Annotated in this window: 27 protein-coding genes and 1 tRNA gene; 15 read left to right on the top strand and 13 right to left on the bottom strand. The window is 65.7% G+C overall.

The window, feature by feature from the left end:
• The first annotated feature begins 52 nt into the window (after positions 1 to 52).
• Positions 53 to 1,987, top strand: coding sequence for a coiled-coil domain-containing protein (locus tag KNW02_RS10410; RefSeq protein WP_216033202.1), 1,935 nt, complete (start codon positions 53 to 55; stop codon positions 1,985 to 1,987).
• Between the two features lie 31 nt (positions 1,988 to 2,018).
• Positions 2,019 to 3,065, top strand: a complete 1,047-nt coding sequence (locus KNW02_RS10405) for a TAXI family TRAP transporter solute-binding subunit (protein WP_216033201.1) — start codon at positions 2,019 to 2,021, stop codon at positions 3,063 to 3,065.
• Here the strand turns inward: KNW02_RS10405 and KNW02_RS10400 are convergent, their stop codons facing one another.
• The 5 genes from KNW02_RS10400 to KNW02_RS10380 all read right to left on the bottom strand — a co-directional run bounded on the left by KNW02_RS10400 (position 3,066) and on the right by KNW02_RS10380 (position 9,455).
• Positions 3,066 to 4,730 carry an AAA family ATPase gene (locus KNW02_RS10400; RefSeq protein WP_216033200.1) on the bottom strand — a complete coding sequence of 555 codons (1,665 nt, stop codon included), beginning with the start codon at positions 4,728 to 4,730 and terminating at the stop codon, positions 3,066 to 3,068.
• A 503-nt stretch (positions 4,731 to 5,233) separates the two neighbouring features.
• Entirely contained in the window at positions 5,234 to 5,794 is a 561-nt protein-coding gene (ilvN, locus tag KNW02_RS10395) for an acetolactate synthase small subunit (protein WP_216033199.1), read from the bottom strand.
• A gap of 70 nt (positions 5,795 to 5,864) precedes the next feature.
• Complete coding sequence (locus tag KNW02_RS10390) at positions 5,865 to 7,619, bottom strand: acetolactate synthase 3 large subunit (protein ID WP_216033198.1); 1,755 nt, start codon at positions 7,617 to 7,619, stop codon at positions 5,865 to 5,867.
• A 265-nt stretch (positions 7,620 to 7,884) separates the two neighbouring features.
• Positions 7,885 to 8,247, bottom strand: coding sequence for a hypothetical protein (locus KNW02_RS10385; protein WP_216033197.1), 363 nt, complete (start codon positions 8,245 to 8,247; stop codon positions 7,885 to 7,887).
• A gap of 440 nt (positions 8,248 to 8,687) precedes the next feature.
• A complete protein-coding gene (locus tag KNW02_RS10380) occupies positions 8,688 to 9,455 on the bottom strand; it encodes a M48 family metalloprotease (protein WP_252733680.1) in 768 nt (255 codons plus the stop codon).
• A 142-nt stretch (positions 9,456 to 9,597) separates the two neighbouring features.
• Between KNW02_RS10380 and KNW02_RS10375 the strand changes: the two genes are divergently transcribed.
• Positions 9,598 to 9,846, top strand: coding sequence for a DUF8831 family protein (locus KNW02_RS10375; RefSeq protein WP_216033196.1), 249 nt, complete (start codon positions 9,598 to 9,600; stop codon positions 9,844 to 9,846).
• Here the strand turns inward: KNW02_RS10375 and KNW02_RS10370 are convergent.
• Positions 9,843 to 10,091, bottom strand: coding sequence for a DUF167 domain-containing protein (locus KNW02_RS10370; RefSeq protein WP_216033195.1), 249 nt, complete (start codon positions 10,089 to 10,091; stop codon positions 9,843 to 9,845). The genes KNW02_RS10375 and KNW02_RS10370 overlap by 4 nt on opposite strands.
• Before the next feature lie 117 nt (positions 10,092 to 10,208).
• Here KNW02_RS10370 and KNW02_RS10365 point away from each other — a divergent pair, with 117 nt between their 5' ends.
• Positions 10,209 to 10,781, top strand: a complete 573-nt coding sequence (locus KNW02_RS10365) for a nitroreductase family protein (RefSeq protein WP_216033194.1) — start codon at positions 10,209 to 10,211, stop codon at positions 10,779 to 10,781.
• Complete coding sequence (locus KNW02_RS10360) at positions 10,778 to 11,494, top strand: EI24 domain-containing protein (protein ID WP_252733678.1); 717 nt, start codon at positions 10,778 to 10,780, stop codon at positions 11,492 to 11,494. The genes KNW02_RS10365 and KNW02_RS10360 overlap by 4 nt, the downstream gene beginning before the upstream one ends.
• Here KNW02_RS10360 and KNW02_RS10355 read toward each other — a convergent pair.
• On the bottom strand, positions 11,451 to 11,720 hold the full coding sequence (locus KNW02_RS10355) for a DUF1467 family protein (RefSeq protein ID WP_216033193.1): 270 nt from the start codon (positions 11,718 to 11,720) through the stop codon (positions 11,451 to 11,453). The genes KNW02_RS10360 and KNW02_RS10355 overlap by 44 nt on opposite strands.
• Positions 11,720 to 12,124, bottom strand: a complete 405-nt coding sequence (mce, locus tag KNW02_RS10350; protein ID WP_216033192.1) for a methylmalonyl-CoA epimerase — start codon at positions 12,122 to 12,124, stop codon at positions 11,720 to 11,722. Before mce ends, KNW02_RS10355 begins: the two co-directional genes overlap by 1 nt.
• 130 nt (positions 12,125 to 12,254) lie before the next feature.
• Here mce and KNW02_RS10345 point away from each other — a divergent pair, with 130 nt between their 5' ends.
• The 6 genes from KNW02_RS10345 (at position 12,255) to KNW02_RS10320 (ending at position 15,771) form a co-directional block, all read left to right on the top strand.
• Positions 12,255 to 12,989 (top strand): response regulator, encoded by a 735-nt coding sequence (locus KNW02_RS10345; protein ID WP_216033191.1) that lies wholly within the window; start codon positions 12,255 to 12,257, stop codon positions 12,987 to 12,989.
• Between the two features lie 136 nt (positions 12,990 to 13,125).
• Entirely contained in the window at positions 13,126 to 14,520 is a 1,395-nt protein-coding gene (gene fumC / locus KNW02_RS10340) for a class II fumarate hydratase (protein ID WP_216033190.1), read from the top strand.
• The gene (locus KNW02_RS10335) at positions 14,517 to 14,900 is read left to right on the top strand and encodes a VOC family protein (protein ID WP_216033189.1); all 384 of its coding nucleotides are present in this window, start codon (positions 14,517 to 14,519) and stop codon (positions 14,898 to 14,900) included. Before fumC ends, KNW02_RS10335 begins: the two co-directional genes overlap by 4 nt.
• Positions 14,897 to 15,076, top strand: coding sequence for a DUF4169 family protein (locus tag KNW02_RS10330; protein ID WP_216033188.1), 180 nt, complete (start codon positions 14,897 to 14,899; stop codon positions 15,074 to 15,076). Before KNW02_RS10335 ends, KNW02_RS10330 begins: the two co-directional genes overlap by 4 nt.
• 22 nt (positions 15,077 to 15,098) lie before the next feature.
• Positions 15,099 to 15,335: a ribbon-helix-helix domain-containing protein gene (locus KNW02_RS10325; protein WP_348524711.1), complete on the top strand. Its 237-nt coding sequence runs from the start codon at positions 15,099 to 15,101 to the stop codon at positions 15,333 to 15,335.
• A gap of 196 nt (positions 15,336 to 15,531) precedes the next feature.
• Positions 15,532 to 15,771 (top strand): site-specific integrase, encoded by a 240-nt coding sequence (locus tag KNW02_RS10320; protein ID WP_216033186.1) that lies wholly within the window; start codon positions 15,532 to 15,534, stop codon positions 15,769 to 15,771.
• Between the two features lie 41 nt (positions 15,772 to 15,812).
• Here the strand turns inward: KNW02_RS10320 and KNW02_RS10315 are convergent.
• The 4 genes from KNW02_RS10315 to pdxH all read right to left on the bottom strand — a co-directional run bounded on the left by KNW02_RS10315 (position 15,813) and on the right by pdxH (position 17,860).
• Positions 15,813 to 15,889: transfer RNA gene (locus tag KNW02_RS10315), tRNA-Pro, on the bottom strand.
• Between the two features lie 44 nt (positions 15,890 to 15,933).
• Entirely contained in the window at positions 15,934 to 16,416 is a 483-nt protein-coding gene (locus KNW02_RS10310; RefSeq protein WP_348524710.1) for a DUF192 domain-containing protein, read from the bottom strand.
• A gap of 49 nt (positions 16,417 to 16,465) precedes the next feature.
• On the bottom strand, positions 16,466 to 17,080 hold the full coding sequence (locus KNW02_RS10305; protein ID WP_216033229.1) for a cold-shock protein: 615 nt from the start codon (positions 17,078 to 17,080) through the stop codon (positions 16,466 to 16,468).
• 165 nt (positions 17,081 to 17,245) lie between these two features.
• A complete protein-coding gene (gene pdxH / locus KNW02_RS10300; RefSeq protein WP_216033184.1) occupies positions 17,246 to 17,860 on the bottom strand; it encodes a pyridoxamine 5'-phosphate oxidase in 615 nt (204 codons plus the stop codon).
• Between the two features lie 79 nt (positions 17,861 to 17,939).
• Here pdxH and fabI point away from each other — a divergent pair, with 79 nt between their 5' ends.
• From fabI to KNW02_RS10280, 4 genes are all read left to right on the top strand, one after another.
• Positions 17,940 to 18,767, top strand: coding sequence for an enoyl-ACP reductase FabI (fabI, locus tag KNW02_RS10295; RefSeq protein ID WP_216033183.1), 828 nt, complete (start codon positions 17,940 to 17,942; stop codon positions 18,765 to 18,767).
• A 41-nt stretch (positions 18,768 to 18,808) separates the two neighbouring features.
• Entirely contained in the window at positions 18,809 to 19,423 is a 615-nt protein-coding gene (locus tag KNW02_RS10290) for a LysE family translocator (protein ID WP_216033182.1), read from the top strand.
• 18 nt (positions 19,424 to 19,441) lie between these two features.
• Complete coding sequence (gene gpt / locus KNW02_RS10285) at positions 19,442 to 19,939, top strand: xanthine phosphoribosyltransferase (protein ID WP_216033181.1); 498 nt, start codon at positions 19,442 to 19,444, stop codon at positions 19,937 to 19,939.
• Between the two features lie 249 nt (positions 19,940 to 20,188).
• On the top strand, positions 20,189 to 20,911 hold the full coding sequence (locus tag KNW02_RS10280; RefSeq protein WP_216033180.1) for a PRC-barrel domain-containing protein: 723 nt from the start codon (positions 20,189 to 20,191) through the stop codon (positions 20,909 to 20,911).
• Positions 20,912 to 20,977: 66 nt separating this feature from the next.
• On the opposite strand, the gene trpE is transcribed toward KNW02_RS10280, so the two are convergent.
• Positions 20,978 to 22,483 carry an anthranilate synthase component I gene (gene trpE, locus KNW02_RS10275; protein ID WP_216033179.1) on the bottom strand — a complete coding sequence of 502 codons (1,506 nt, stop codon included), beginning with the start codon at positions 22,481 to 22,483 and terminating at the stop codon, positions 20,978 to 20,980.
• Position 22,484 lies beyond the last annotated feature (1 nt).

The following is a 22,484-nucleotide window of genomic DNA, read 5'->3' as shown; positions in this document are numbered from 1 at the left end:
GTTATCTTGGTCAATCGGACTTGCAACGACGGTTCTGACAGCGGCTGCCTTCATGCCGCCTGCCGCGAGCGCCCAGCAGGATGACCAGGGCCGCGCGGCGGCCTTGCGCCAGATCATCGCGACCATGGACGAAGAGGTCGGCCAGCTTGAAACGCGGCAGCAGGAGGCAGAGGCCAAGCTTGCCGCCCTGGACAAGCTGATCGCCCCGACCGAGGCCGAACTCGACCGTCTGCGCGCCGATATCGCCACCCTGACCGAACAACGCGACAAACTGCGGGTCGAAATCGCCCAAATCTCCTGGCAGGCGGCCGAGCTGCCGGACCAGGAAAAAACGGCCACCGCCCTGTCGGAAGCGATCACCGAGCGGCGCGCGGAACTCGCGGAGATTGACGCCCAGACCACCGAGATGCGCGGCATTCTGGACGGGCTGACCCTGGACCGAGACGGCGCCCTGGCCGCGGCCCAGCAGGCGCAGGCCACGACCGCCGAACAGCAGGCGTCACTGGAGGCGCTGACCGGGCAGACCGAATCCCTGCGCACCGAGATTGCGACGCTGACCGGCCAGCGCGACGACCTGCAGGCCGAAATCGCAGGCGCCAGTGCACGTCAGGCCGAGCAGGCCCAATTGGCGGAGAGCCTGACCGAACAGCAGAAGACCGCCGCGGATCTGGATCAGACGATCTTAACCAAACGCGAGGAAGTCACCGCGCTGGAAACGCGGGCGACCGAGTTGCGTGCGGCCACCGGACAGCTTGACACGGACCACAAGGCCCTGATGGACGAAGCCGAACGGGCGAAAGCTGTCGTCGCCGAACAGCAATCGGCGCTGGAGGCGCTGACCGGGCAGGCCGAGCCGCTGCGCGCCGAGATCACGACGCTGACCGGTCAGCGCGATGCGCTGCAGACCGAGATCGCTCAGGCCGAGGCGCGTCAGGCCGAGCAGACGCAGGCGGCTGCGGCAATGGCCGGGCAGCAGACGGCAGCCGCAGAACTGGAACAGACGCTTTCGGCGCGGCGCGACGAGGCTGCGGCGCTGGAAGCGCGGATCGCCGAATTGCAGACGGCCAGCGAACAGCTTGGCGCCGAACGCGAGGCCCTGCTGGCCGAGGTCGAACAGACGCGGACAAGTGCCGCCGAACGCAACGCCACACTGGCCGGACAGGCAGAGCCTCTGCAGGCCGAGATTGCGACGCTGACCGGTCGGCGCGACGACCTGCTGGCCGAGATCGCCGACGCGGAAGTGCGACAGACCGATCTGGCACAGGCCACCGCGGCCCTGACCGAGCAGCAGGCCACCGTCGCGGAACTGGACCAGAAGGTCGCGGCGCAGCGCGAAGAGGTCGCGGCGCTGGAGGCTCGGGCCACCGAGTTGCAGGCCCTGACCGAGCAGCTTGGCGCCAACCGCGAGGCATTGCTGGCCGAGGCCGAGGAGGCCCGGACAGCGACTGCCGAACAGCAGGCGGCTCTGGGCACCCTGAGCGGACAGGCCGGGCCGCTGCGCGACGAGATCGCCGGTCTCACCAGCCAGCGCGACGCTTTGCGGGCCGAACTGGAGGCCGAGCGCGCGGGCCTGTCCGACACGGTCGCCGAACAGCGCAGCCTGGCAGCGGAACTGGCAGCCCAGGTGGATGGCCTGCGCGGCGAGATCGCCGGGCTGACCGGGCGCCGCGAGGCGCTTGCCGCAGAGGTCGCGGCGGCGACCACCTCTGCCGCCCAAGCGCAGGCTCTGACGGATGTTACCGTCCCCGAAGCCGCCGCCGAAACCACCGCCGCCGCACCAGCCCCCCAGATCCCCGGTCGAAGCGCCGCCATTGTCGATGCCGCCCTGGCCGCAGCGCCGGGGCTGCCCAGCGATCCCGGGCAGCGGGCGCAGTTGCGCAGCCTGCTTCTTGGCGGCACCTGCACGCCCGACGCGCTCAGGCAGGTTCAGAACCCGATCAACCGGCAGACACTCCTGGTCCTGATGTCACGGCTGGGCAACTGTTGAATGACTGCACCACATCACGAAGGAGAGTAGCATGCGATTGCCCAGAGTTTTGCGAAACCTCGCGTTCGTCGCCGGCCTTGCCGGAGCCTCGGTGTTGCCCGGTCACGCGCAGGAGCCGACCATCAACATCATGACCGGCGCATCGACCGGAACCTATATCCAGTTCGGCCGCGACATGCAGCAACTGATGTCCGCCTGCGGCAAGGATATGGGCGTGGTGGAAACCGCCGGTTCGCTGGAAAATTTCCTTGGCGTCCGGCAGCGGCGCTACACCCAGTTCGGCATCGTTCAGAACGATGTGCTGGAATACATGCAGACCTTCGCCAGTCAGGATCCGGTCGTCGCCCGCACCATCCGGGGCGTGCGCATCGCCTTTCCGCTTTACGAGGAAGAAGTGCATATCCTCGCGCGGAACGACATTTCCGGACTGCGCGATCTGACCGGCAAGCGCGTGGCAATCGGGGTCGAGGACAGCGGAACCTTCCTGACCGCCTCGCTGATGCTGTCGCTGGCGGGGGTCGAGCCGGCCGAGAAGGTGCTGATCGGGCCGGCTGACGGGCTGGAGCAATTGAAGGCGGGCAATATCGACGCCTTCTTCTATGTCGCCGGCGCGCCCGCCTCGCTCTATTCCGAGAATGCCATCGACGGCGCTCAGTTCCACCTGGTACCGATCGCCGATGACACCCTGCGCAGCGTCTATACCCCCTCGACCCTGCCGGCGAACACCTATCCGTTCCAGACCGAACCGGTCGATCTGGTCTCGGTCAAGGCGGTGCTGATGACTTTTGAATACCAGATGAACGGCAATGCCTATCACCGGGCGGCCTGCGGCGCCGTCTCGGATCTGTCCTCGCTGATCCTGACGAATCTGGATGAACTGAAGGCAAGCGGCCATCCGAAATGGCAGGATGTCGACCTGACCGCGATCCCGCCGGGCTGGGATATCAGCGGCTGCGTCAACCGCGGCATCAGCCCGGGCTATGTGGCCAGCTGCACCGCGCCGACGACGAACAACAGCCCGGAAAGCGAAGCCAACGAGGTCTATCGTCGTAGCATTTGCGAGGTGATGGGCTGCTGATCAGGGCTGCGGCGGCGAGGCGGTATTCCAACCGCTCGCCTCCGCGTCTGCTGCGGTTCTGCCCAAGGCGATCACCCGCCAACGCTCGACCGGCCCCGGCAGCAGGATCGCGGTGCGTTCGGTCTCGATCCGCTGGATCTCCCCGCCTCCGTCGGCCGTCACATATTCGATCAGGAACCCTGCCGGGCTGTCGCCCTCGCCATTTTGCCAGTGGATTTCGACGCGACCATCGGGATAGGCGGCCTGCATGGTCGGCACTGGTGCTGCAACCCTGCCCGCAGGAGGGGCATTCCCGGCCAGTGCCCCGAGACGCTGCTCGGCCCCCCAGACGCCGATGGCAAGGCTGTACCAGCCGCGCGCACGGTTGAGGTCGGGGCTGACACCTTCGCCGGTCTCGAAGGCCTGCCCCAGATAATAGGCGGCCCGCGGCTGCCCCCATAACGCCGCGCGCTGATAAAGAAGGGCGGCCCTTGCCGCCTGATCCGGTCCGGCGGCAAGAGCCTCGTCCATCAGCACAACCGGATCCGGCGGGGTCGAAAGTTCGGTCACGGGCGGCAGGTGAGGTGCATCGGGCGACGCATCCGCCACCTCTGGCAACTCGGACCCCATGGACCGGTCCGCGATTGTCGCCGGCGCGATGGCGATGGCCTCGGGCACCTCCCCCGCCGGATCCGGCCGCTGCAGCCACCACAGGCCAAGGCCGACCACGGCCAGCACCGGAAGAACCAGCAGGATCAGCCCCGCGGCGCCAGGCCAGCGTCCGGAAGTCTCGGCAGAGACCAGATAGCCGGCGGGAACGGCGCGCAGCGGAGGTAAAGGGGTTTTCGGGTCATCGATCGGGGCGGCATCTGCCGCTGACCGATCGGCGGAAGGTTTCGCCTGTCCTGTGTCCGCTTTTGCCGGCGACAGGACGACCGGCGGCGCGATTGCCGTCCCCCGAAGGCAGTTATCGACAAATCCGGCGCCGATCACCGCCGTTCCGGTTGCCCCGGCGGCCCGCAGGCAATGCTGCATCAAGTCGTTCAGAACCCCCGGAACACCGCCCGACCAGTGATGCAGGACTTTCAGACTGCCGACATCGAAGGGCGAAATCCCGCGATGACAGGGGCATCGGGCAAGCGCGAAACGATGCGGGACATAACCCGCGGTTTCGGAATCCCGGAACGGCGGCACGTCAACCTGATCGGCAATCAGGTCGTCGGCACGCCACGCCTCCAGCCGCCCCGACAAGTCGTCGCGGCCTGCCAGAAGTACCGCCATTCCGGCCTCGGCCAGAACCCTGATCTGCGCCAGATCCGGCTCGGACAGCATCTGGGCATCGTCGACGATCAACAATGGGCGCAGACCGTCGCGCTGACCTTCCTGCAGGAACAGCCTCGCCTGATCCAGCAACTCGGCCGGCGGCGCATCGGCGACCTTCAATCCGAACGCCTCAAGGGCCGCTTGCAGGGGCTGCTTGTGCAGGCGGTCGTGGCGATCGATCCGCGCAATCAGGAACCTGTCGCGGCATCTTGCGGCAAGCATCCGCTGCAGCAGCGTCTTGCCGATCCCGGCCCCGCCGATCAGCAACGTGACCGGGCGGGGCTGTTCGATCGCGGTCTCGGCGCGGATCACCGCCCGGCGATGTTCGGTGGCCGGATAGAACCAGGCCGGATCATGGACCACGCGCAAGGCCGGACAGAAACCCGCCTTTTGCCGCCCGTCCAGTTGGATCGGGCCGGAGGGGCCTTGTGATGTGACGGGCCGATTCTGAAGCATGGGCGTATTACCGGAGGCTGTCGCCGCGGGGCGGTTATCCAATTATCCAAGGCCCGCGCTGCTGAGCCGGTTCAAGTTGATTTCATATAACAGAATACTCCAATCAAAATATCGGTCAAGAAATCGAGGCAAATCGAAGTCATTCAATAGACCTGATATCCCAGATTTCATTGCATAATCCATATATTCCCAAAATTCATGGAAAATATACAATGATTATCAGCAACTTGATTACAGGACGGGCGGTTTTGAAATGCCGAAAGACGACAGCCTGTCCGTTCCATGTTTATGCCACGGCTCGGCTCTCTGGCGCGTTCATAAATTGGCCCTGCCAAATGTGCAGATCAGTTAACGATCCGAGTTGGCAGGAAAAACTCGCTTCTGCCGGCGAGGGCGCGCGGCCCTGCCCGTCATGCGCCCCGCGCCAGCGCCGCCACCCCGGTCCGGGCCAGTTCCGACAGGCCGAGGGGGCGCATCAGATCGGCAAAGGCATCCAGTTTCCCCGGCGTTCCGACAAGCTCGAAGACAAAGCTCTCGAGCGTGGAATCGACGACATTGGCGCGGAAGATATCGCCGATCCGCAGCGCCTCGACCCGCTTTTCACCCTGCCCACTGACCTTGAACAGGCCCAGTTCACGCTCGACCGACGGTCCTTCGACGGTCAGGTCATGCACGTCATGCACCGGGACGATTCGCCCCAGTTGCGCCTTGATCTGCTCGATCACTGCGGGCGTTCCCCGCGTCACCAGCGTGATCCGCGACTGATGGCCGGTATGGTCCACCTCGGCCACGGTCAGGCTGTCGATATTGTAGCCGCGGCCCGAAAACAGCCCGATCACGCGGGCCAGTACACCGGGCTCGTTCTCGACCAGCACGGCCAGAGTATGGCTTTCCTCGATCTCGGCATTCGGGTCGCGCAGGTCATAGGCCGAATGGCTCGTCGCGCCCTTGTGGATGTTCAACGCATTCATGCTCTGCCCCTATCATCTGTGCAGAAGTATCCCCGGGTGGTGCGGGAGGCCAGCCCCCGCTGCCCGGATTTCAGACCAGCACCGCCCCGTCGGACTTGATCGCGCCCGCAGTTTCGGCATCGCCCAGCAGCATCTCGTTATGCGGCTTGCCCGACGGAATCATCGGAAAGCAGTTCTCATGCTTCTCGACCAGCACGTCGAGGATGAACGGCCCGTCATAATCGATCATCTGCTGGATCGCATCGTCCAGATCACTCGGATCCCGGACCTGCGCCCCCTTGCAACCGAAGGCTTCGGCCAGCTTCACGAAATCGGGCAGGCTGTCCGACCAGCTCTGGCTGTAACGCTCGCCATGCAGCAATTGCTGCCATTGCCGCACCATGCCAAGGCGTTCGTTGTTCAGGATGAACTGCTTGACTGGCAGGCGGAACTGCACCGCGGTGCCCATTTCCTGCATGTTCATCAGCCAGCTTGCATCGCCCGCGACATTGATGACCAGGGCCTCGGGATGAGCCATCTGCACACCGATCGAGGCCGGCAAGCCATAGCCCATCGTGCCCAGACCGCCCGAGGTCATCCAGCGGTTCGGCCCGTCGAAGCCCAGATATTGCGCCGCCCACATCTGGTGCTGGCCGACCTCGGTCGTGACATAGCGATCATGCCCCTTGGTCAGTGCCTCCAGCCGCTGCAGGGCGTATTGCGGCTTGATGATCTTGTCGCTGTTGTGGAAGAACAGGCAGTTCTTCGATTTCCAGCCCTCGATCTTCTCCCACCACTTGCCCATGGCCGCGCTGTTCACCTTGCGGCCGCGCGACTTCCAGATCTTCAGCAGGTCTTCCAGCACATGACCGACATCGCCGACGATGGGAAGATCGACATGAATGACCTTGTTGATCGAGGACGGGTCGATATCGATATGCGCCTTGACCGATCCGGGGCTGAAATCGGCCACCCGCCCGGTGATGCGGTCGTCGAAACGGGCGCCGATATTGATCATCAGGTCGCAGTCATGCATCGCCAGATTGGCCTCGTAGAGGCCATGCATGCCCAGCATCCCGATCCAGTTCTTGCCCGAGGCGGGATAGGCGCCCAGACCCATCAGCGTCGAGGTGACCGGAAAGCCGGTCCCGTCAGCCAGTTCGCGCAGCAGCTGGCTGGCTCCGGGGCCGGAATTGATCACCCCGCCGCCGGTATAGAGGACCGGCCGTTCGGCCTGTTCGATCAGTTCGACCAGCCGGGTGATGGCGGCGATATCGCCCTTCTTCACCGGCTGATAGCGGGCGGGCGCGACCTGTTTCGGACTGATATATTCGTCGGTGGCAAACTGCACGTCCTTCGGAATATCGACCAGAACCGGACCGGGCCGGCCCGAGGTGGCGACATGGAACGCCTTGTGGATGGTTTCGGCCAGCTTGCCGGTGTCCTTGACCAGCCAGTTATGCTTGGTGCAGGGCCGGGTGATGCCGACGGTGTCGGCCTCCTGGAAACCGTCGGTGCCGATCATGAAGGTCGGGACCTGCCCGCTCAGGACGACCAGCGGGATCGAATCCATCAGCGCATCGGTCAGCCCGGTGACGGCATTGGTGGCGCCCGGACCCGAGGTCACCAGAACGACGCCGGGCTTGCCGGTCGAACGGGCATAGCCCTCGGCCATGTGAACGGCCCCCTGTTCGTGGCGGACCAGGACATGGGTGATGTCGTTCTGCTGAAAAATCTCGTCATAAATGGGTAGTACCGCCCCGCCCGGATAGCCGAATACGGTATCGACGCCCTGATCGCGCAGCGCTTCGACAACCATTCTCGCACCCGTCATCATTCGGGACATTTTCTCTACTCCATCAGACAAGCTCTCCGCCCGGCGGTTCTCCGCGCGAGCGTCGGCGCAAACTATGGAGACGCCCCGGCATGGTCAATGGGGTTCTGTGGATAAAATGACGCGGGGCGGGCGGGATTTGAAATTATCTTGCGCGCTTTAGCCGTCGCAGTCAGCAAACCGACGCGCAGATCGCTCATTTCGGGAAAGACAGGTCAACCTGCCCCCCCCGATGGCCCGGCCTCCGCAAGGGTCGCGTGGCCTGTGCCGCGCGGTGTCAGCGCCCCGCGCTGGCGCGCACGGGCAGAGGCGGAAAAGGCGGGGTGCAGCCGCCACGCTCTTTCCGTTCGCTGGCCGGAACAAGCCGCAGATGCGATTCCCGGCCGCGCTCGCCGCCGGAGCTGCGCAGCAGTTCGGGCAGTTGCGGACAGCCCCGCTCGGACAGGACCGAAACGCGGCGCGCATGGCGCAGGTTGCCGATCAGTTCGCTGTCAAGTTCGACCAGATCACCGGGTTCCGGCCATCTTCCGGGGGCGAGAAGCTCAACGCGGCCCTGCAGATAGGCCAGTGACGCCTGATCCTCGCACCAGACGACCGCCTTCTCTTTTTCCGCATTGCTCCAAACAACCACCCCGATCATGGGCACCTCTCTCCCTCACCTCGGCACATCAGATGAACGCGACCCATCATCTTTCTTATGCGCATGCTAAAGTGAGTAGAGCAAAAAACCGCCGATATGCCAGCTTTTTCTGCACTGAGAGGTCCATCTTTTTCCGTTTGATCCAAGAATTTCTTGGAATTTATCATAACTATATGAATATAAATTATAATAATTCACAAATTCCAACGCGGCCATTGGCTTGCGGCTTCATTGCAACAACAACAAGGTCCCGCATCAATCTTCCCGGGCACGATACCCAAAGATCCCGGCTCGCGCATATGGCGATTTTTTGCTTAGTGCTAAAAAGACATGATGACAGCATCGCGACGATCCGACTCGCCAGATGGCCTCGACCGCGGCACAGCGGCGCCTTCAGGCGCGCAAAGCGCGCTACAGAAAGCCGAAACTGATCTGACGAATCAGCGCGCGAGCCCGTTGCGCATGTCTTCCACGGCGCGGTTGACCTGCGCCAGCCGCGCGGCACGCGAGGGATGGGTGCCCAGGATATGGTCGCCCGGGTCGGGGATCCGCTCGAAGAAGCGCGCGCCATTCACCGGGTCGAAGCCGGCGTTCAGCGTCATGATGGCGCCCAGGTAATCGGCCTGCAGTTCCCAGTCCTTGGAATAATAGCGCGACCCGACCGACGCCCCGATCCGCTGGGCCGCCTCGACGGCTGCCGCATCGCTTCCGTAGATCGAGGCGATGCTGCCCAAGATGACCGCGCCGGCAGCCGCGGCCCCCGCCTTGCGGTCAAGATGGTTCAGGATGTGATGGCTGGCCTCGTGCCCGACCACGAAGGCGATCTCGTCGCCGTTCCGGGTCGCCGCGATCAGCGACAGGGTAAAGCCCACGATCGGCCGGCCGCTGTCATCGACGGTCTGGAAGGCATTGGGTTCAAGCCCCGGCCGGTCATCAACGACGAACTGGAAGTCACAGTTGATCGGCTGGGTGCGCCGCTGCAGGCATTCACGCTCGACCGCGGGCTCCATCCGGCGCATGACCGCGATGAAGGTGCGCGCGGTCCCCTCGGGCGAGCCGTCATTGCGGTAATCCGGCGCCGGTCCGGTTCCCGGCGCGGGGGGCTGGCCCCGGGTCTGTTCGACCGGGATCGGCGCACAGGCCGACAGGGCCAGAAGCCCGGCCAGAATGGCGCCCGTTACCCGCCGCATGGTGATGCCCCTGCTCATGGCTTCGCCTCGTGACATGCCGAAGCCGCGTTGTTCGCGGCTTTCATGTCAGCTTATCGCGCCGGTTTCCCGTGTGCAAACCCCGCCGGGTTGCCGTGCCCGCCGCTTCGCGCGATTGTCACGGCAACGCAAGGAGACCGGAATGTTCACCATCGAGCATGACTTCGACGCCACCGTCATCACCCTGATCGACGAGGCCGAGCCGAACACACGCCCCCTGAACGAGGATGTCGTCATCCTGACCTTCGACGACCGGGTGGTGGTCGAGCAGATGAACCCCGAGGGCGACGAGGTCGCCCGGATCGTCTTCACCCTGCAGCAACTGACCGAACTGCGCCTGGCCCTGAACCTGCCCGAAGGAAACTACCGGCTGGAAAACCGGTCCGATTAATCCAGCCGGAACAGCTTGTCGCGCGAACTGGCACCGCGCACCAGGACCAGCCGCGACTTGGCCACCCCCATGGCCTTGGCCAGCAGCCTGACGACCGCGTCGTTGGCCTTGCCATCCTCGGGCGGCGCGGTCACATGGACGCGGATCACGCCGTCATCGAGGCTGACGGCATTGCGCCGCGCCCGGGGCGTGACCCGCAGCGCGATCAGTTCTCCCTGCCGCGCCAGATGCGATAGATCGGTCATGGGCGCAGCTTTGCCCGGCTGCGGTCCGGGGGCAAGACATGACGGCTTGCACGCCCGCCCGTCCTCTGTGAAAACGGCGGCGCCCGCCCTGCTCGGGCCAGGATGAAGGAGACGCGCATGGATCACCGCAACGACGCCGCATTGGGCTTTCTCGCGACGCGCCGCTCGCATCCGCCGAAGACGCTGAGCGGACCCGCCCCCGACCGGGCCGAGATCCTGCGCCTGCTGACGCTGGCCGCGCGCGCGCCCGATCACGGCAAACTGGAACCATGGCGATTCGTCGTGCTCGAGCGTGCGGCGCTGGACCGGATGGCCCCGGTCCTGCACCGCGAGATGCTGGCCGAGGGACAGGATGCGGCGGCAGCGGACAAGGCCGCCTCGGCCTTTGCCTCGCCGGTCATCGTCGCAGTGATCTCGGCCCCCGTACCCGGCACGAAGATCCCGGCATGGGAGCAGATCCTGTCGGCAGGCGCGGTCTGCCTCGGCCTGCTGAACGCGGCGCTGGCCTCGGGCTGGGGTGCGGCCTGGCTGACGGGTCACGCGGCGGTCAGCGAGGCGTTCGGCCGCGCCCATCTGGGCCTGCGCGAAGGCGAGCGCGTGGCCGGGCTGATCCATATCGGCAGCCGCGGCGCAACCCCGCCCGAACGCCCCCGCCCCGACATCGGCGCAAAGACAAGCTGGCTGGAATGATCGTTCCGCGGGCGCTTGCGCTTGGCTGCAGCGACCTGCTGCGGCCAAGAATCCTGTCGCTGGCCTTGGCCGGCGTCGGGCTAACGCTGCTTCTGTTCGTCGTCCTTCAGGCCGGCGCCTTCTGGCTGATCCGCCTGCTGGCCCCGGACAGCCTGTCGCTGCCCTGGATCGGCACGGTCGAGGTCGCCGGCGCCCTGTCCTGGGGATCGCTGGCGCTGTTCCCGCTGATGGGCTTCTTCCTGATGGCGCCCGTGGCCGCAGGATTCGCCGGCCTGTTCACCGAGCGGGTGGCCGAGGCCGTCGAGGCGATCCACTATCCGTCGCGCCGTGGTCAGCCGCTGGATTTCATGGACGGGCTTCTGGAAGCGCTTGCGGTGATGGCGGCGGTCATCGGCGTGGCGCTGCTGTCACTGATCCTGACGCCGTTTCTGGGACCGCTGGCGCCGATCCTGTTCTATGCCGCGAACGGCTGGCTGCTGGGGCGCGAGTTCTTCCAGATGGCGGCGCGCCGACACCTGCAGGAAGCGCAGGCGACCGAAATCCGGCGCCGCAACATCGGCACGATCACCGCGGCGGGTGCCCTCGTCGCCATCGCCCTGACGATCCCGGTGCTGAACATCGCGGTGCCGCTGCTGGCAGCGGCCGCCTTCACCCACCTGTTCCACCTTGTCAGCGGAACAGCCGGTCCAGATCCGCAATATCGTCGCGGCTGATGATCCCGCCGAGGATGATCCAGGCCAGAACCGCCCAGATTGCCGCCGCGATCAGCGTGGTCAGCACCAGCTTGCGCCGCCACGGCGGATCGGCGGGCGCCCCCGCCGGGGTGCCCGGCACCACCTCGCCGGCGTCCTGCTGGCTGCGCTGGCCGATGGGCATGACCACGAACAGGGTCAGAAACCACAATACGGCATAGAGAATGATGCCGCCGGTCAGGTTCATCAGACCTGCTCCAGCTCGATCAGGCAGCCGTTGAAATCCTTGGGATGCAGGAACAGCACCGGCTTGCCATGGGCGCCGATCTTCGGCTCGCCCGTGCCAAGGACCCGGGCGCCCTCGGATTTCAGCTTGTCGCGCGCGGCCAGGATATCCTCGACCTCGAAGCACATGTGATGGATGCCGCCCGAAGGGTTCTTGTCCAGAAACCCCGCGATCGGGCTGTTCTCGCCAAGCGGATAGAGCAGTTCGATCTTGGTGTTGGGCAGTTCGATGAACACCACGGTCACGCCGTGATCCGGCTCGTCCTGCGGCGCGCGCACCGTCGCGCCCAGGGTATTGGCATATTGCGCAGCCGCGGCCTCAAGATCGGGCACGGCAATGGCGACATGGTTCAGACGTCCGATCATGGCGACCTCCATTTTCGGGCCTTCTTAGGCGCTTCGGCCACCGAGCGAAAGGGAAACCGGGCGCCGTTAACCGCTTCTTAGGGAAGAGCCGCTTATCTGGGTCGAAAGTCATTTGGCGCGGGAACACGAGATGCTGACCGATCTTGGGGCTGGACCGAAAGAAACCCTGCCGTTGTGGCGCATGTCGCTGCCGGGGCGTCCGCTGACCGGCCTGACCGTGCTTGTGGTCGAGGATTCGCGTTTCGCCAGCGAGGCGGTGCGCCTGCTCTGCCTGCGGTCGGGGGCGCGGATCCGGCGCGCCGACTGCCTCCGTTCGGCGGCAAGACACCTGCAGACCTACCGGCCCGCCGTCGTCATCGTCGATCTCGGGCTGCCGGATGGCGACGGCGCCGGGCTGATCCGCCAGATCACCGCGACCGAACCGCGGGTGCCGGTGGTCCTCGGCATCTCGGGCGATCCGCAGGCGGGCGACGCCGCGATGAAGGCCGGGGCGGACGGCTTCCTGCCCAAGCCCGTCGAAAGCCTCGCGGTTTTCCAGCAGGCGATCCTGTCGGCGCTGCCGGCCGAAGCCCGCAGCATCGGACCGCGGGCGCTGCCCGATGATCTGATCCAGCCCGATACCTCGGGTCTGCGCGACGACCTGACCCATGTCGCCGAAATCCTGTCGAATGCCCACGATACTGCCGCCATCGACTATATCGCCCGCTTCCTTGCCGGTGTCGCCCGCTCGGCGCATGATACCGCGCTGGAAGAGGCCGCGACGGCGCTGGCCCGTGATCATCAGGCCGGCCATGCCCTGGCCGCCGATCTGGCCCGGATCAGCGGTCTGGTCCAGGACCGGCTGGCGACCGTGGCCGAGATGTAGGGTCCGCACGGCTTCCGAACGGCTTGCCGATCCCTCGGGAAGCGCGGAAGCAAAGATCGGCATACATTCGCATACCATTTGCGAATCCCGTTGTTGCGGTCTAGTAATCGCGGCGAAACCGCGAGGGAGCCATGCGATGACCAAGACCCGCACCGAGACCGACAGCTTCGGCCCGCTGGAAGTCGATGCCAGCAAATACTGGGGTGCACAGACCCAGCGTTCGATCATGAACTTCCCCATCGGCTGGGAGCGGCAGCCGGTTGCGGTGATCCGCGCCCTGGGCGCGATCAAGCTGGCGGCGGCACGGGTCAATCAGGCCAGTGGCGATCTGGATCCGGGCATCGGCAAGGCGATGGAACAGGCCGCGACCGAGGTGTTCGAAGGCCGGTTCGACGACAATTTCCCGCTGGTCGTGTGGCAGACGGGTTCGGGCACGCAGTCGAACATGAATGCCAACGAGGTGGTCAGCAACCGCGCCATCGAGATCCTCGGCGGCGAGCTGGGCAGCAAGAAGCCGGTTCACCCGAACGATCACTGCAACATGGGCCAGTCCTCGAACGACACCTTCCCGACCGCGATGCATGTCGCCATCGGCATGATGGCCCGCGACGTGCTGATCCCGGGCCTCGAAAAGCTGCACAAGGCGCTGGTGGCGAAATCCGAGGAATTCAAGGACATCATCAAGATCGGCCGGACCCATACGCAGGACGCGACGCCGCTGACCCTGGGACAGGAATTCGGCGGCTATGCCCATCAGGTGAAGATGGGGATCGAGCGCGTCAGGCTGGCCCTGCCGCAGATCTATGAACTGGCGCAGGGCGGCACCGCCGTCGGCACGGGCCTCAACACCAGGAAGGGCTGGGACACGGCCATCGCCGCCGAGATCGCGAAGATCACCGGCCTGCCCTTCGTCACCGCGCCGAACAAGTTCGAGGCGCTGGCCGCCCATGACGCGATGGTGTTCTTCTCGGGCGCGCTGAAGACCGTCGCCGCCTCGCTGTTCAAGATCGCCAACGACCTGCGGCTTCTGGGCTCGGGGCCGCGCTCGGGCCTGGGCGAGCTGATCCTGCCCGAGAACGAGCCGGGCAGCAGCATCATGCCGGGCAAGGTGAACCCGACCCAGGCCGAGGCGCTGACCATGGTCTGCGCGCATGTGATGGGCAATGACGCCGCCGTCACCTTCGCCGGGTCGCAGGGCCATTTCGAGCTGAATGTCTATAACCCGATGATGTCCTACAATGTCATCCAGTCGATGCAGCTTCTGGGCGACGCGGCGGGCAGCTTTACCGACAACATGGTGGCGGGCACGCAGGCCAATACCGCCCGGATCGACAAGCTGATGAAGGAATCGCTGATGCTGGTCACGGCATTGGCCCCGACCATCGGCTATGACAACGCCACCAAGGTCGCCAAGACCGCGCACAAGAACGGCACCACCCTGCGCGAAGAGGCGATCGCGCTTGGCTTCGTCGATGGCGAGACCTTCGACAGGATCGTCCGGCCCGAGGACATGATCGGCCCGAAAGGGTGATCGCCGCGATCCCGCAACTGATGTTCCAGGGCGCGATGGCCGATGCCATTGCGCTCTGGTCCCGCGCCTTCCCCGACATGCAGGTCGAGAGACTGGACGGCGACGACAGGCCGACCCGCGTGCGGGCCCTGATCGCCGGGCAGCCGCTGATCCTGTTCGACAGCCCGCCGGTGCATGATTTCGGCTTCACACCGTCAATCTCGCTGCTGATCAGCTGCGAGGAGGCCGCCGATGTGGATCGCCTCGCCGCGATTCTGGACGAAGGCGGGCAGGTCTTCATGCCGCTGGATGAATATCCCTTCTCGCCGCGCTATACTTGGGTCGCCGACAGGTTCGGCGTCAGTTGGCAGATCATGCTGGCAGCGGAGGGAGGCCCATGACCAAGATCGTCAATTTGCGGCAGGCCCGCAAGCAGCGCGACCGTGCCGAGCGCCTGGCCGAGGGCGACGCCAATGCCGCGAAGTTCGGCGAGTCCCGGAACGCGCGCAACACCCGCAAGGCCGAGGCCGAGCGCAGCGCCCGGACGCACGAGGCCCATCGGCGCGATGACGCGTGATCTGCCCCCGATGACGCCGCCGATGAAACGGTCGGTGACGATTGACGGGCACCGGACCTCGGTGTCGCTGGAAGACGCCTTCTGGACCGCGCTCGGTCGGGCGGCAGAGGCGCAGGAGATCACCCGTGCCGTGCTGATCGGCCGCATCGACCACGCCCGCCCGCCCGAAGTGGGGCTGGCCACCGCGATCCGGCTGTTCGTCCTGGCCGAAGCAGAGGCCGGATCTCTCGAACAGGCATCCGAAGGCCCGCGCCCCTAGAGTCTTTCGCCCAAACGCTGGATCGTTTGTACTTCCGCTGGATTGTTGACCGTAATTCCTTTCAATCAGGGAGGGTTTGTCGGTGACGTCCCTGGGGGTGGTGTAGCTAGGAAGCGCAGTGGTCATCGGCGCTTTCCGGTTGGGTCTCGTTTTGGGTCTCGTTGTCGATACCGGCTCCTGCTCGGAAGGACCACCGATGACCGACGACATGATGAACCTGCGTGCGCTCGTGGAGAAGAGCGCGGATGACGCGCGGGGCACCGCTGCGACGAGGCTTCTTGAGGTGGGGGCTGACCTGAAGGAAATCGCCAAGCATATGGGGTGGTCGATCAAGCACGCCGCCGAGGTGATCGAGCGCTATGTCGTCCTGTCGCCAGCCATGTCGGACAGCCTCGCGGAGGAGCTGCGGCAGGCCGAATCCAGAACAAAGGTGTAAAAGACTTTGTAAAACGGAGTTCTTGAAAACAAGCCAAGTGTTGGTCGGGGCGAGAGGATTCGAACCTCCGGCCTACGGTACCCAAAACCGTCGCGCTACCAGGCTGCGCTACGCCCCGACGACGACGCTTCTAGCGGATCGGCCGGGCCGGGAAAAGGGGCATCAGCGGCAGGGCCAGGCCGCAAGGGAAGGGTCGAGGCGCGGATGCGCCATCGGCTGGCCCGGTGCCAGCCCGAGGCGCAGGGCCTCGCCGCCCGCGATCTCAAGCACCATCAGGCGCTCGGGGTCGGGATCGCCCGGCGCCGCGCCGGGAACCGGCGTCTCATCCAGTGGTTGCGCCTCGCGCTTGACATGACGGATCACGCCCTTCTCATCCAGAAAGATCATGTCCAGCGGAATCAATGTATTGCGCATCCAGAAGGACAGTTCCGCCGGCTCGTCATAGATGAACAGCATCCCCTCGCCCGCAGGCAGGCTGCGGCGATACATCAGACCCTGGCCGCGCTCCTCGACCGTATCGGCGATCTCGATCCGGAATGTCTCGGTCCCCTCGGAGGTCAGAAAGATCGCCCGATCCGGCGCGCAATCCGCTGGCGGCGGAGCCGCCGCGACGGAAGTACCGGCCAGGATCAGGGCGGACAGCACCGAAAGAGCGCGCAGCGTCCCTTGGCAAGATCGGGGCTTGCCCCGCAGCCTATTCGGCCACATGCGCGACATGCGCGAGAAATTCGTCCCGGTCTTCGATATCGTGCCGCGGCGGCGCCGGGGTCAATGCAAGATCGGACTGGTCGCCCCCGCGATGCCAGCTGGTGATCTGCGCCGCCATCAGGCCGCGCGGCCCCTCGACCACGCGGATACCGATCGCCTCGCCGATCGCCAGATCGGAAAACCCGGAATGGCGCAGGACCTCGACATGGATGAAGACATCATCGGGGTGGCCGAAGATATTGGCGAAGCCGAAGCCCTTGCCCTTGTCGAACCATTTGACCCGCGCCGGGCGCAGGGGCAGCGATTCGAGATGCTCGATCACCGTGCTGTCGATATCCGCGATGGGCGGGGTGCCATCGCTGGCGGGGGGCTCGATCTCGACCACCTCGCTGGCCTGCAGGCCGCGCGCGGTCGGCTGCACCCAGGCGGTCACCCGCGACTGGTCCGCAACCGAACTGCGGCCGAAATTCCGCAACACATTGGCGTGCAACAGGATATCAGGCCCGCCATCACTGTTCAGGATGAAGCCATAACCCTTGGCCGGGTCAAACCACTTGACCTGGCCCGAGATCAGCTTCATGCCGCTTTCTTCCGTCATCATCTCACCGTTATCGCGCAACTCGTACGCCATCTTGAACACTACGCCTCGATGCCAAATGGTTCAATCGCCTTGACTGCCGGAAAATCATGCGGAGATAGGTGTTTGTTCATATAGCTTACCATAGCAATCATCAATTTTCGACCCGGAACCCCAATCGGTCAAGCCTCAAGGGCACAATCGTTGTACCTCCCAGCGGCAATCCGCCACCTTGCTCCATCTGAAGCGATCGTGCAAGCGAAACGCTCCGTCGCTCCAGAATTCGATCTGCACCGGTGCGATGCGAAAGCCACCCCAATAGGGCGGGCGCGGCGGGTTGGTTCCGTGGACCAGGCCCTGTCTCGCGGCCGCGGCCATCAAACTGGTGCGGCTGTCCAGCGGGCGTGACTGCCGCGAGGCCCATGCCCCAAGCCGGCTCTGCAGCGAGCGGCTGGCGAAATAGGCATCGGCCTGCGGCCCCTCCTCGCGCGTGACGGTGCCGCGCACCCGGATCTGGCGGCGCAGCGACTTCCAGTGCATCACGAAGGCCGCCTTGCCGGTGGCGGCGATCTGCTGGCCCTTGGCGCTGTCGTAATTGGTGTAGAAGACGAAGGCGCCCTCGGTCCCGGCGCCCTCGATATCCTTCAGCAGCACCATCCGCGCGTCGGGCAGGCCCTCGGCATCCACGGTCGCCAGCGCGATGGCATTGGCGTCGTTCGGCTCGACCGCCTCGGCCTCGGCCAGCCAGGCACGGGCGATGGCGAACGGGTCGTCGCCCGCAAAGATTCCGGTCCGGTCGCTCATCATCGCCCCCTTGCGCTTGATGCGGCAGCACTCTTGGCCTAATCACGTCTAAAAGGGTTGAAAGCGCGAGGGGCAGCACATGTCAAGCGAGCAGCATGCCGGTCTGATGGCCGGGAAACGCGGTCTCATCATGGGGCTGGCCAATGACAAGTCCATCGCCTGGGGGATCGCGAAAGCGCTGGCCATGGAGGGCGCGGAGCTTGCCTTCTCCTATCAGGGCGAGGCGCTGAAGAAACGGGTCGAGCCGCTGGCCGCGCAGCTGGGCTCGAATCTGGTCCTGCCCTGCGATGTCGGCGACGAAGCCTCGATCGACGGGCTGTTCGACGCGCTGACCGACGGTTGGGGCGGCCTCGACTTCCTTGTTCACGCCATCGGCTTTTCCGACAAGGATCAGCTGCGCGGCCGCTATGCCGACACGACCCGCGACAATTTCATGATGACCATGGACATCTCGGTCTATTCCTTCACCGCCGTCGCCAAGCGCGCGGCGGCGCTGATGCCGGCCGGGGGCAGCATGCTGACCCTGACCTATTACGGCGCCGAGCGGATCATGCCGCATTACAACGTCATGGGCGTCGCCAAGGCCGCGCTCGAGGCCAGCGTGCGCTATCTGGCCGAGGATTTCGGCAAGGACGGGATCCGCGTCAATGCCATCTCGGCCGGGCCGATCAAGACGCTGGCCGCCAGCGGCATCGGCGATTTCCGCTATATCCTGAAATGGAACGAGCTGAATTCGCCCCTGCGCCGCAATGTCACCACCGACGATGTCGGCAATTCGGCGCTGTACCTGCTGTCGCGTCTGGGCGCCGGCGTCACCGGCGAGACCCATCACGTCGATGCTGGCTATCACATCGTCGGAATGAAGGCGGTGGACGCGCCCGACATCTCGACCATCAAGAAGGACTGACCGGCGGGCTTTGGAACCGGCCGGGCTGGCAGGGGCGCATCATGCTGCAGGTCACGGCCGACCAGATCAGCCTGTTCGTGGCGACGCTGGCCGTGGCGATCCTGTCGCCCGGCCCCGGCATCATCGCCGTCAGCCAGTCGGCCTTTGCCATGGGGCGGCGGCGCGCCCTGCCCTATGCCTGGGGTCTGGCGCTTGGTGCCTCGCTGTGGTGTCTGGCCGCCCTGCTGGGGCTGACGGTGCTGTTCCGGGTCTTTCCCTGGACCTTCACCGCGCTGAAATTCCTTGGCGGCGCCTATCTGGTCTGGGTGGCCTGGAAGATGTGGCGCCACGCCCCCGATCCGCTGCCCGATCCGGCCGAATCGCGGCTGGGGATGAGCTTCTGGGGCGGCATGGCGCTGAACCTCTCGAACCCCAAGCCGGCGCTGTTCTATTCCGCCGTGCTGCTGTCGATCTTTCCCGCGACGCTGTCCCTGGCCGACAAGGCGGCGATCTATGCCACCGCCCTGTCGGTCGAGTTGAGTTTTTATACGGCACTGGCCTGCCTGATGGCTTTGCCTTTGCTGCGGCGGCGCTATTATGCGGCAAAGTTCTGGATCGACCGCGGCGCCGGGCTGGCCATTGGCCTGCTGGGCCTGTCGCTGATCCTGCGGCACTGAACCGAGAGAGGACCAAGGATGGATCGCCTGCCCCATGAGAAGGGATTTCACGTCAGCTGGGACCAGCTGCACCGCGATGCGCGCGCGCTGGCCTGGCGGCTGGACGGGACCGCCTGGCGGGCGGTGGTGGCGGTGACGCGCGGCGGGCTGGTGCCGGCGATGATCGTCGCGCGCGAACTGGACATCCGCACGATCGACACGATCTCGATCCGGTCCTACAAGGGCGTCGGCGCCGAGGCCGGCCAGGGCGAGCTGGAGGTTCTGAACCGCCCGGATCCCGAACTGATGCGCGATGGCGAGGGCATTCTGGTGGTCGACGATCTGGTCGATTCCGGGCGCACGCTGGAACTGATCCGCGAGATGCTGCCCAAGGCCCATTTCGCCACCGTCTATGCCAAGCCCAAGGGCAGGCCGATGGTGCAGAGCTATATCACCGAGGTCAGCCAGGATACCTGGATCTTCTTCCCCTGGGACATGGCGCTGCAATATGTCCAGCCCTATCGCGGCGAGGATTGAGAAAGCCCGCGCGAGGGGCGGCCGGCAAACCTCCGCCGGACCTTCATTGTCGGATGGAACCATCTGATTAATTTCAGATAATTACAACATGACGGGTGCCTTTCCTCAGCTCTGAGGCACCGCCTCCGGGCGAAGTCCTGCCCGCCACATTCAACCCGCAGGAACCCGTGACGGGTGCCGGTCATTTGGTCCCCGAAGCGCGTCGCCGGCCGTGCCGGTGCCGCGTATGGACCACAATGGAGGATGAAGATGCGCAAGCTTCTCATGACCACGATCATCGCTCTGCCGCTGGCGATCGGCCCTGCCCTCGCCCAGGATGCGGCGGGCACGGACGATCCGGCGATGCCCGGCGAGGCGACCACCCTGCCGGCCGATCCGGCGGCGGGCACGACCGAAATGACCGCCGATCCCGCGGCCGCGCAGGAGGCGATGGCGGCCGAGGTGGCTGCCAGCGGCAAGGTTGCCCAGCAGCAGGCCGCGAATGAACTGCGTCTGGACTGGATCACCGACGCCACCGTGACCGCCCCCGACGGCAGCGGCATCGGCGATATCAACGACCTGATCGTCGATGGCGAGACCGGGCAGATGATCGCGGCGATCATCGGGGTCGGCGGCTTCCTCGGCATCGGCGAAAAGCAGATCGCGGTGCCCTTCGACCAGTTGACGGTCAATTACGACGCGCAGGAAATCACCAGCGACCTGACCAAGGAAGAGGCCGAGGCGGCCCCGGAATACGTTTTCCGCGAACGTGAGGCCGCGCCTGCGCTGACCCCGGTTCCGGCGACCGTCGATCCGGCCGCAGAACCCGCGCCGGCGACCGACGCCATGCCGATGGAAGGCGGCGCGATGGACGGCGAGATGCCGATGGAGGCTGAAACCATGGGCACGGATGCCATGGAGACGCCCCCGACCGAGGCCGAACCCATGGAACGCGCGGTCGAGGGCGCCCCGGCCGACCCGGCCGGCAACTGACACCGGCAATCCCGTCCCGTCCGATGATCTGCCGGCGGCCCCCCTCGCGGGGGCCGCTTTCGCGTTTCAGCCGTTGCCGCGCACGAATCTGGCCGCACCTTCGGCCGCACGCTGCAGGGCGCGGCTCTTGTTCACGGTTTCCTCGAACTCGGCCTCGGGGTCGCTGTCATAGACCACCCCGCCGCCCGCCTGGATATACAGCGCGCCATCCTTCACCACCCCGGTGCGCAGGGCGATGCACATGTCCATCTCGCCATTGGCGGCGAAATAGCCGACCGCGCCGGCATAGACACCGCGCTTCTCGGGCTCCAGTTCGTCGATGATCTCCATCGCCCGGACCTTCGGCGCGCCCGAGACGGTGCCGGCCGGCAGCCCGGCCAGCAGCGCCGACAGGGCATCCTCGCCCTCGCGCAACTCGCCCACCACGTTCGAGACGATATGCATGACATGGCTGTAACGCTCGATGGTGAATTGCTCGGTCGGGCGCACGGTGCCGGTCCTCGCCACCCGGCCGACATCGTTGCGGCCCAGATCCAGCAGCATCAGATGTTCGGCCAGTTCCTTCTGATCGGACAGCAGATCGGCCTCAAGCGCCCGGTCCTCGGCCTCGTCGGCGCCGCGCGGACGGGTGCCGGCGATCGGACGGACGGTCACCTCGCCGTCGCGCAGCCGCACGAGGATCTCGGGGCTGGCGCCGACGATCTGGAAACCGCCCATGTTCAGGAAGAACATGAAGGGCGACGGGTTGGTGCGGCGCAGCGACCGATAGAGCGCGAAGGGCGGCAGCGGAAAATCCATCCGCCAGCGCTGCGAGGGCACGACCTGGAAGATGTCGCCCGCGCGGATATAATCCTTGGCGCGCTCGACCGCGGCCAGATAGCCGGGCCGGGTGAAGTTCGACACCGGCTCGCCCACGGCGGCATCATGGCCGAGGGCGCGCGGCTCGGATGGCTGCCGGTCCAGCGAGCGCAGCGCGTCCATGACCCGTTCTGCGGCGCGGCTATAGGCGGCGCGGGCATTGTCGGATCCGTCGTGCCAGGCCGGCGCGCACAGCGTCACCTCGCCCTTGACTCCGTCCAGCACGGCGACGACCGAGGGCCGCATCAGCATCGCATCGGGCAGGTCCAGCGGGTCGGGGTTCACATCGGGCAGATGTTCGACCAGCCGGATCATGTCATAGCCCAGATAGCCGAAGAGGCCGGCGGCAACGGGGGGGACGCCCTCGGGCATGGCCTCGATCCGGCTTTCCGCGATCAGCGCCCGCAGGCTGTCCAGCGCCGGCCCGTCCTCGGGTGCGAACTCGTCCGAGAACCGCGCCTGCCGGTTGATCCGGGCGCGGCCGTCACGGCAGTCCCAGATCAGGTCGGGCTTCATGCCGACGATGGAATAGCGGCCGCGCACCTCGCCCCCGGTCACCGATTCCAGCATGAAGGACATCGGCGCGGCCTCGGCCAGCTTCAGCATCAGGCTGACCGGCGTATCCAGATCGGCGGCCAGACGGATCGTCACAAGCTGGTTCTGCCCGGCCTTCCACGCGGTCTCGAAGGCCGGGAAATCGGGGGTCAGATCCATC

The sequence above is a fragment of the Paracoccus marinaquae genome (assembly GCF_018860165.1).
Taxonomy (GTDB): Bacteria; Pseudomonadota; Alphaproteobacteria; order Rhodobacterales; family Rhodobacteraceae; genus Paracoccus; species Paracoccus marinaquae.
This window is presented reverse-complemented; position numbering and strand designations above follow the sequence as displayed.

Excerpts from the sequence above, each read along its gene's own strand:
- KNW02_RS10410 (WP_216033202.1), top strand. The coding sequence starts at position 53 with ATGCCGCCTGCCGCGAGCGCCCAGCAGGATGACCAGGGCCGCGCGGCG.
- KNW02_RS10405 (WP_216033201.1), top strand. The coding sequence starts at position 2,019 with ATGCGATTGCCCAGAGTTTTGCGAAACCTCGCGTTCGTCGCCGGCCTT.
- ilvN (WP_216033199.1), bottom strand. The coding sequence starts at position 5,794 with ATGAATGCGTTGAACATCCACAAGGGCGCGACGAGCCATTCGGCCTAT.
- KNW02_RS10390 (WP_216033198.1), bottom strand. The coding sequence starts at position 7,619 with ATGTCCCGAATGATGACGGGTGCGAGAATGGTTGTCGAAGCGCTGCGC.
- KNW02_RS10385 (WP_216033197.1), bottom strand. The coding sequence starts at position 8,247 with ATGATCGGGGTGGTTGTTTGGAGCAATGCGGAAAAAGAGAAGGCGGTC.
- KNW02_RS10380 (WP_252733680.1), bottom strand. The coding sequence starts at position 9,455 with ATGAGCAGGGGCATCACCATGCGGCGGGTAACGGGCGCCATTCTGGCC.
- KNW02_RS10375 (WP_216033196.1), top strand. The coding sequence starts at position 9,598 with ATGTTCACCATCGAGCATGACTTCGACGCCACCGTCATCACCCTGATC.
- KNW02_RS10370 (WP_216033195.1), bottom strand. The coding sequence starts at position 10,091 with ATGACCGATCTATCGCATCTGGCGCGGCAGGGAGAACTGATCGCGCTG.
- KNW02_RS10365 (WP_216033194.1), top strand. The coding sequence starts at position 10,209 with ATGGATCACCGCAACGACGCCGCATTGGGCTTTCTCGCGACGCGCCGC.
- KNW02_RS10360 (WP_252733678.1), top strand. The coding sequence starts at position 10,778 with ATGATCGTTCCGCGGGCGCTTGCGCTTGGCTGCAGCGACCTGCTGCGG.
- KNW02_RS10355 (WP_216033193.1), bottom strand. The coding sequence starts at position 11,720 with ATGAACCTGACCGGCGGCATCATTCTCTATGCCGTATTGTGGTTTCTG.
- mce (WP_216033192.1), bottom strand. The coding sequence starts at position 12,124 with ATGATCGGACGTCTGAACCATGTCGCCATTGCCGTGCCCGATCTTGAG.
- KNW02_RS10345 (WP_216033191.1), top strand. The coding sequence starts at position 12,255 with ATGCTGACCGATCTTGGGGCTGGACCGAAAGAAACCCTGCCGTTGTGG.
- fumC (WP_216033190.1), top strand. The coding sequence starts at position 13,126 with ATGACCAAGACCCGCACCGAGACCGACAGCTTCGGCCCGCTGGAAGTC.
- KNW02_RS10330 (WP_216033188.1), top strand. The coding sequence starts at position 14,897 with ATGACCAAGATCGTCAATTTGCGGCAGGCCCGCAAGCAGCGCGACCGT.
- KNW02_RS10325 (WP_348524711.1), top strand. The coding sequence starts at position 15,099 with ATGAAACGGTCGGTGACGATTGACGGGCACCGGACCTCGGTGTCGCTG.
- KNW02_RS10320 (WP_216033186.1), top strand. The coding sequence starts at position 15,532 with ATGACCGACGACATGATGAACCTGCGTGCGCTCGTGGAGAAGAGCGCG.
- KNW02_RS10305 (WP_216033229.1), bottom strand. The coding sequence starts at position 17,080 with ATGATGACGGAAGAAAGCGGCATGAAGCTGATCTCGGGCCAGGTCAAG.
- pdxH (WP_216033184.1), bottom strand. The coding sequence starts at position 17,860 with ATGAGCGACCGGACCGGAATCTTTGCGGGCGACGACCCGTTCGCCATC.
- fabI (WP_216033183.1), top strand. The coding sequence starts at position 17,940 with ATGTCAAGCGAGCAGCATGCCGGTCTGATGGCCGGGAAACGCGGTCTC.
- KNW02_RS10290 (WP_216033182.1), top strand. The coding sequence starts at position 18,809 with ATGCTGCAGGTCACGGCCGACCAGATCAGCCTGTTCGTGGCGACGCTG.
- gpt (WP_216033181.1), top strand. The coding sequence starts at position 19,442 with ATGGATCGCCTGCCCCATGAGAAGGGATTTCACGTCAGCTGGGACCAG.
- KNW02_RS10280 (WP_216033180.1), top strand. The coding sequence starts at position 20,189 with ATGCGCAAGCTTCTCATGACCACGATCATCGCTCTGCCGCTGGCGATC.
- trpE (WP_216033179.1), bottom strand. The coding sequence starts at position 22,483 with ATGGATCTGACCCCCGATTTCCCGGCCTTCGAGACCGCGTGGAAGGCC.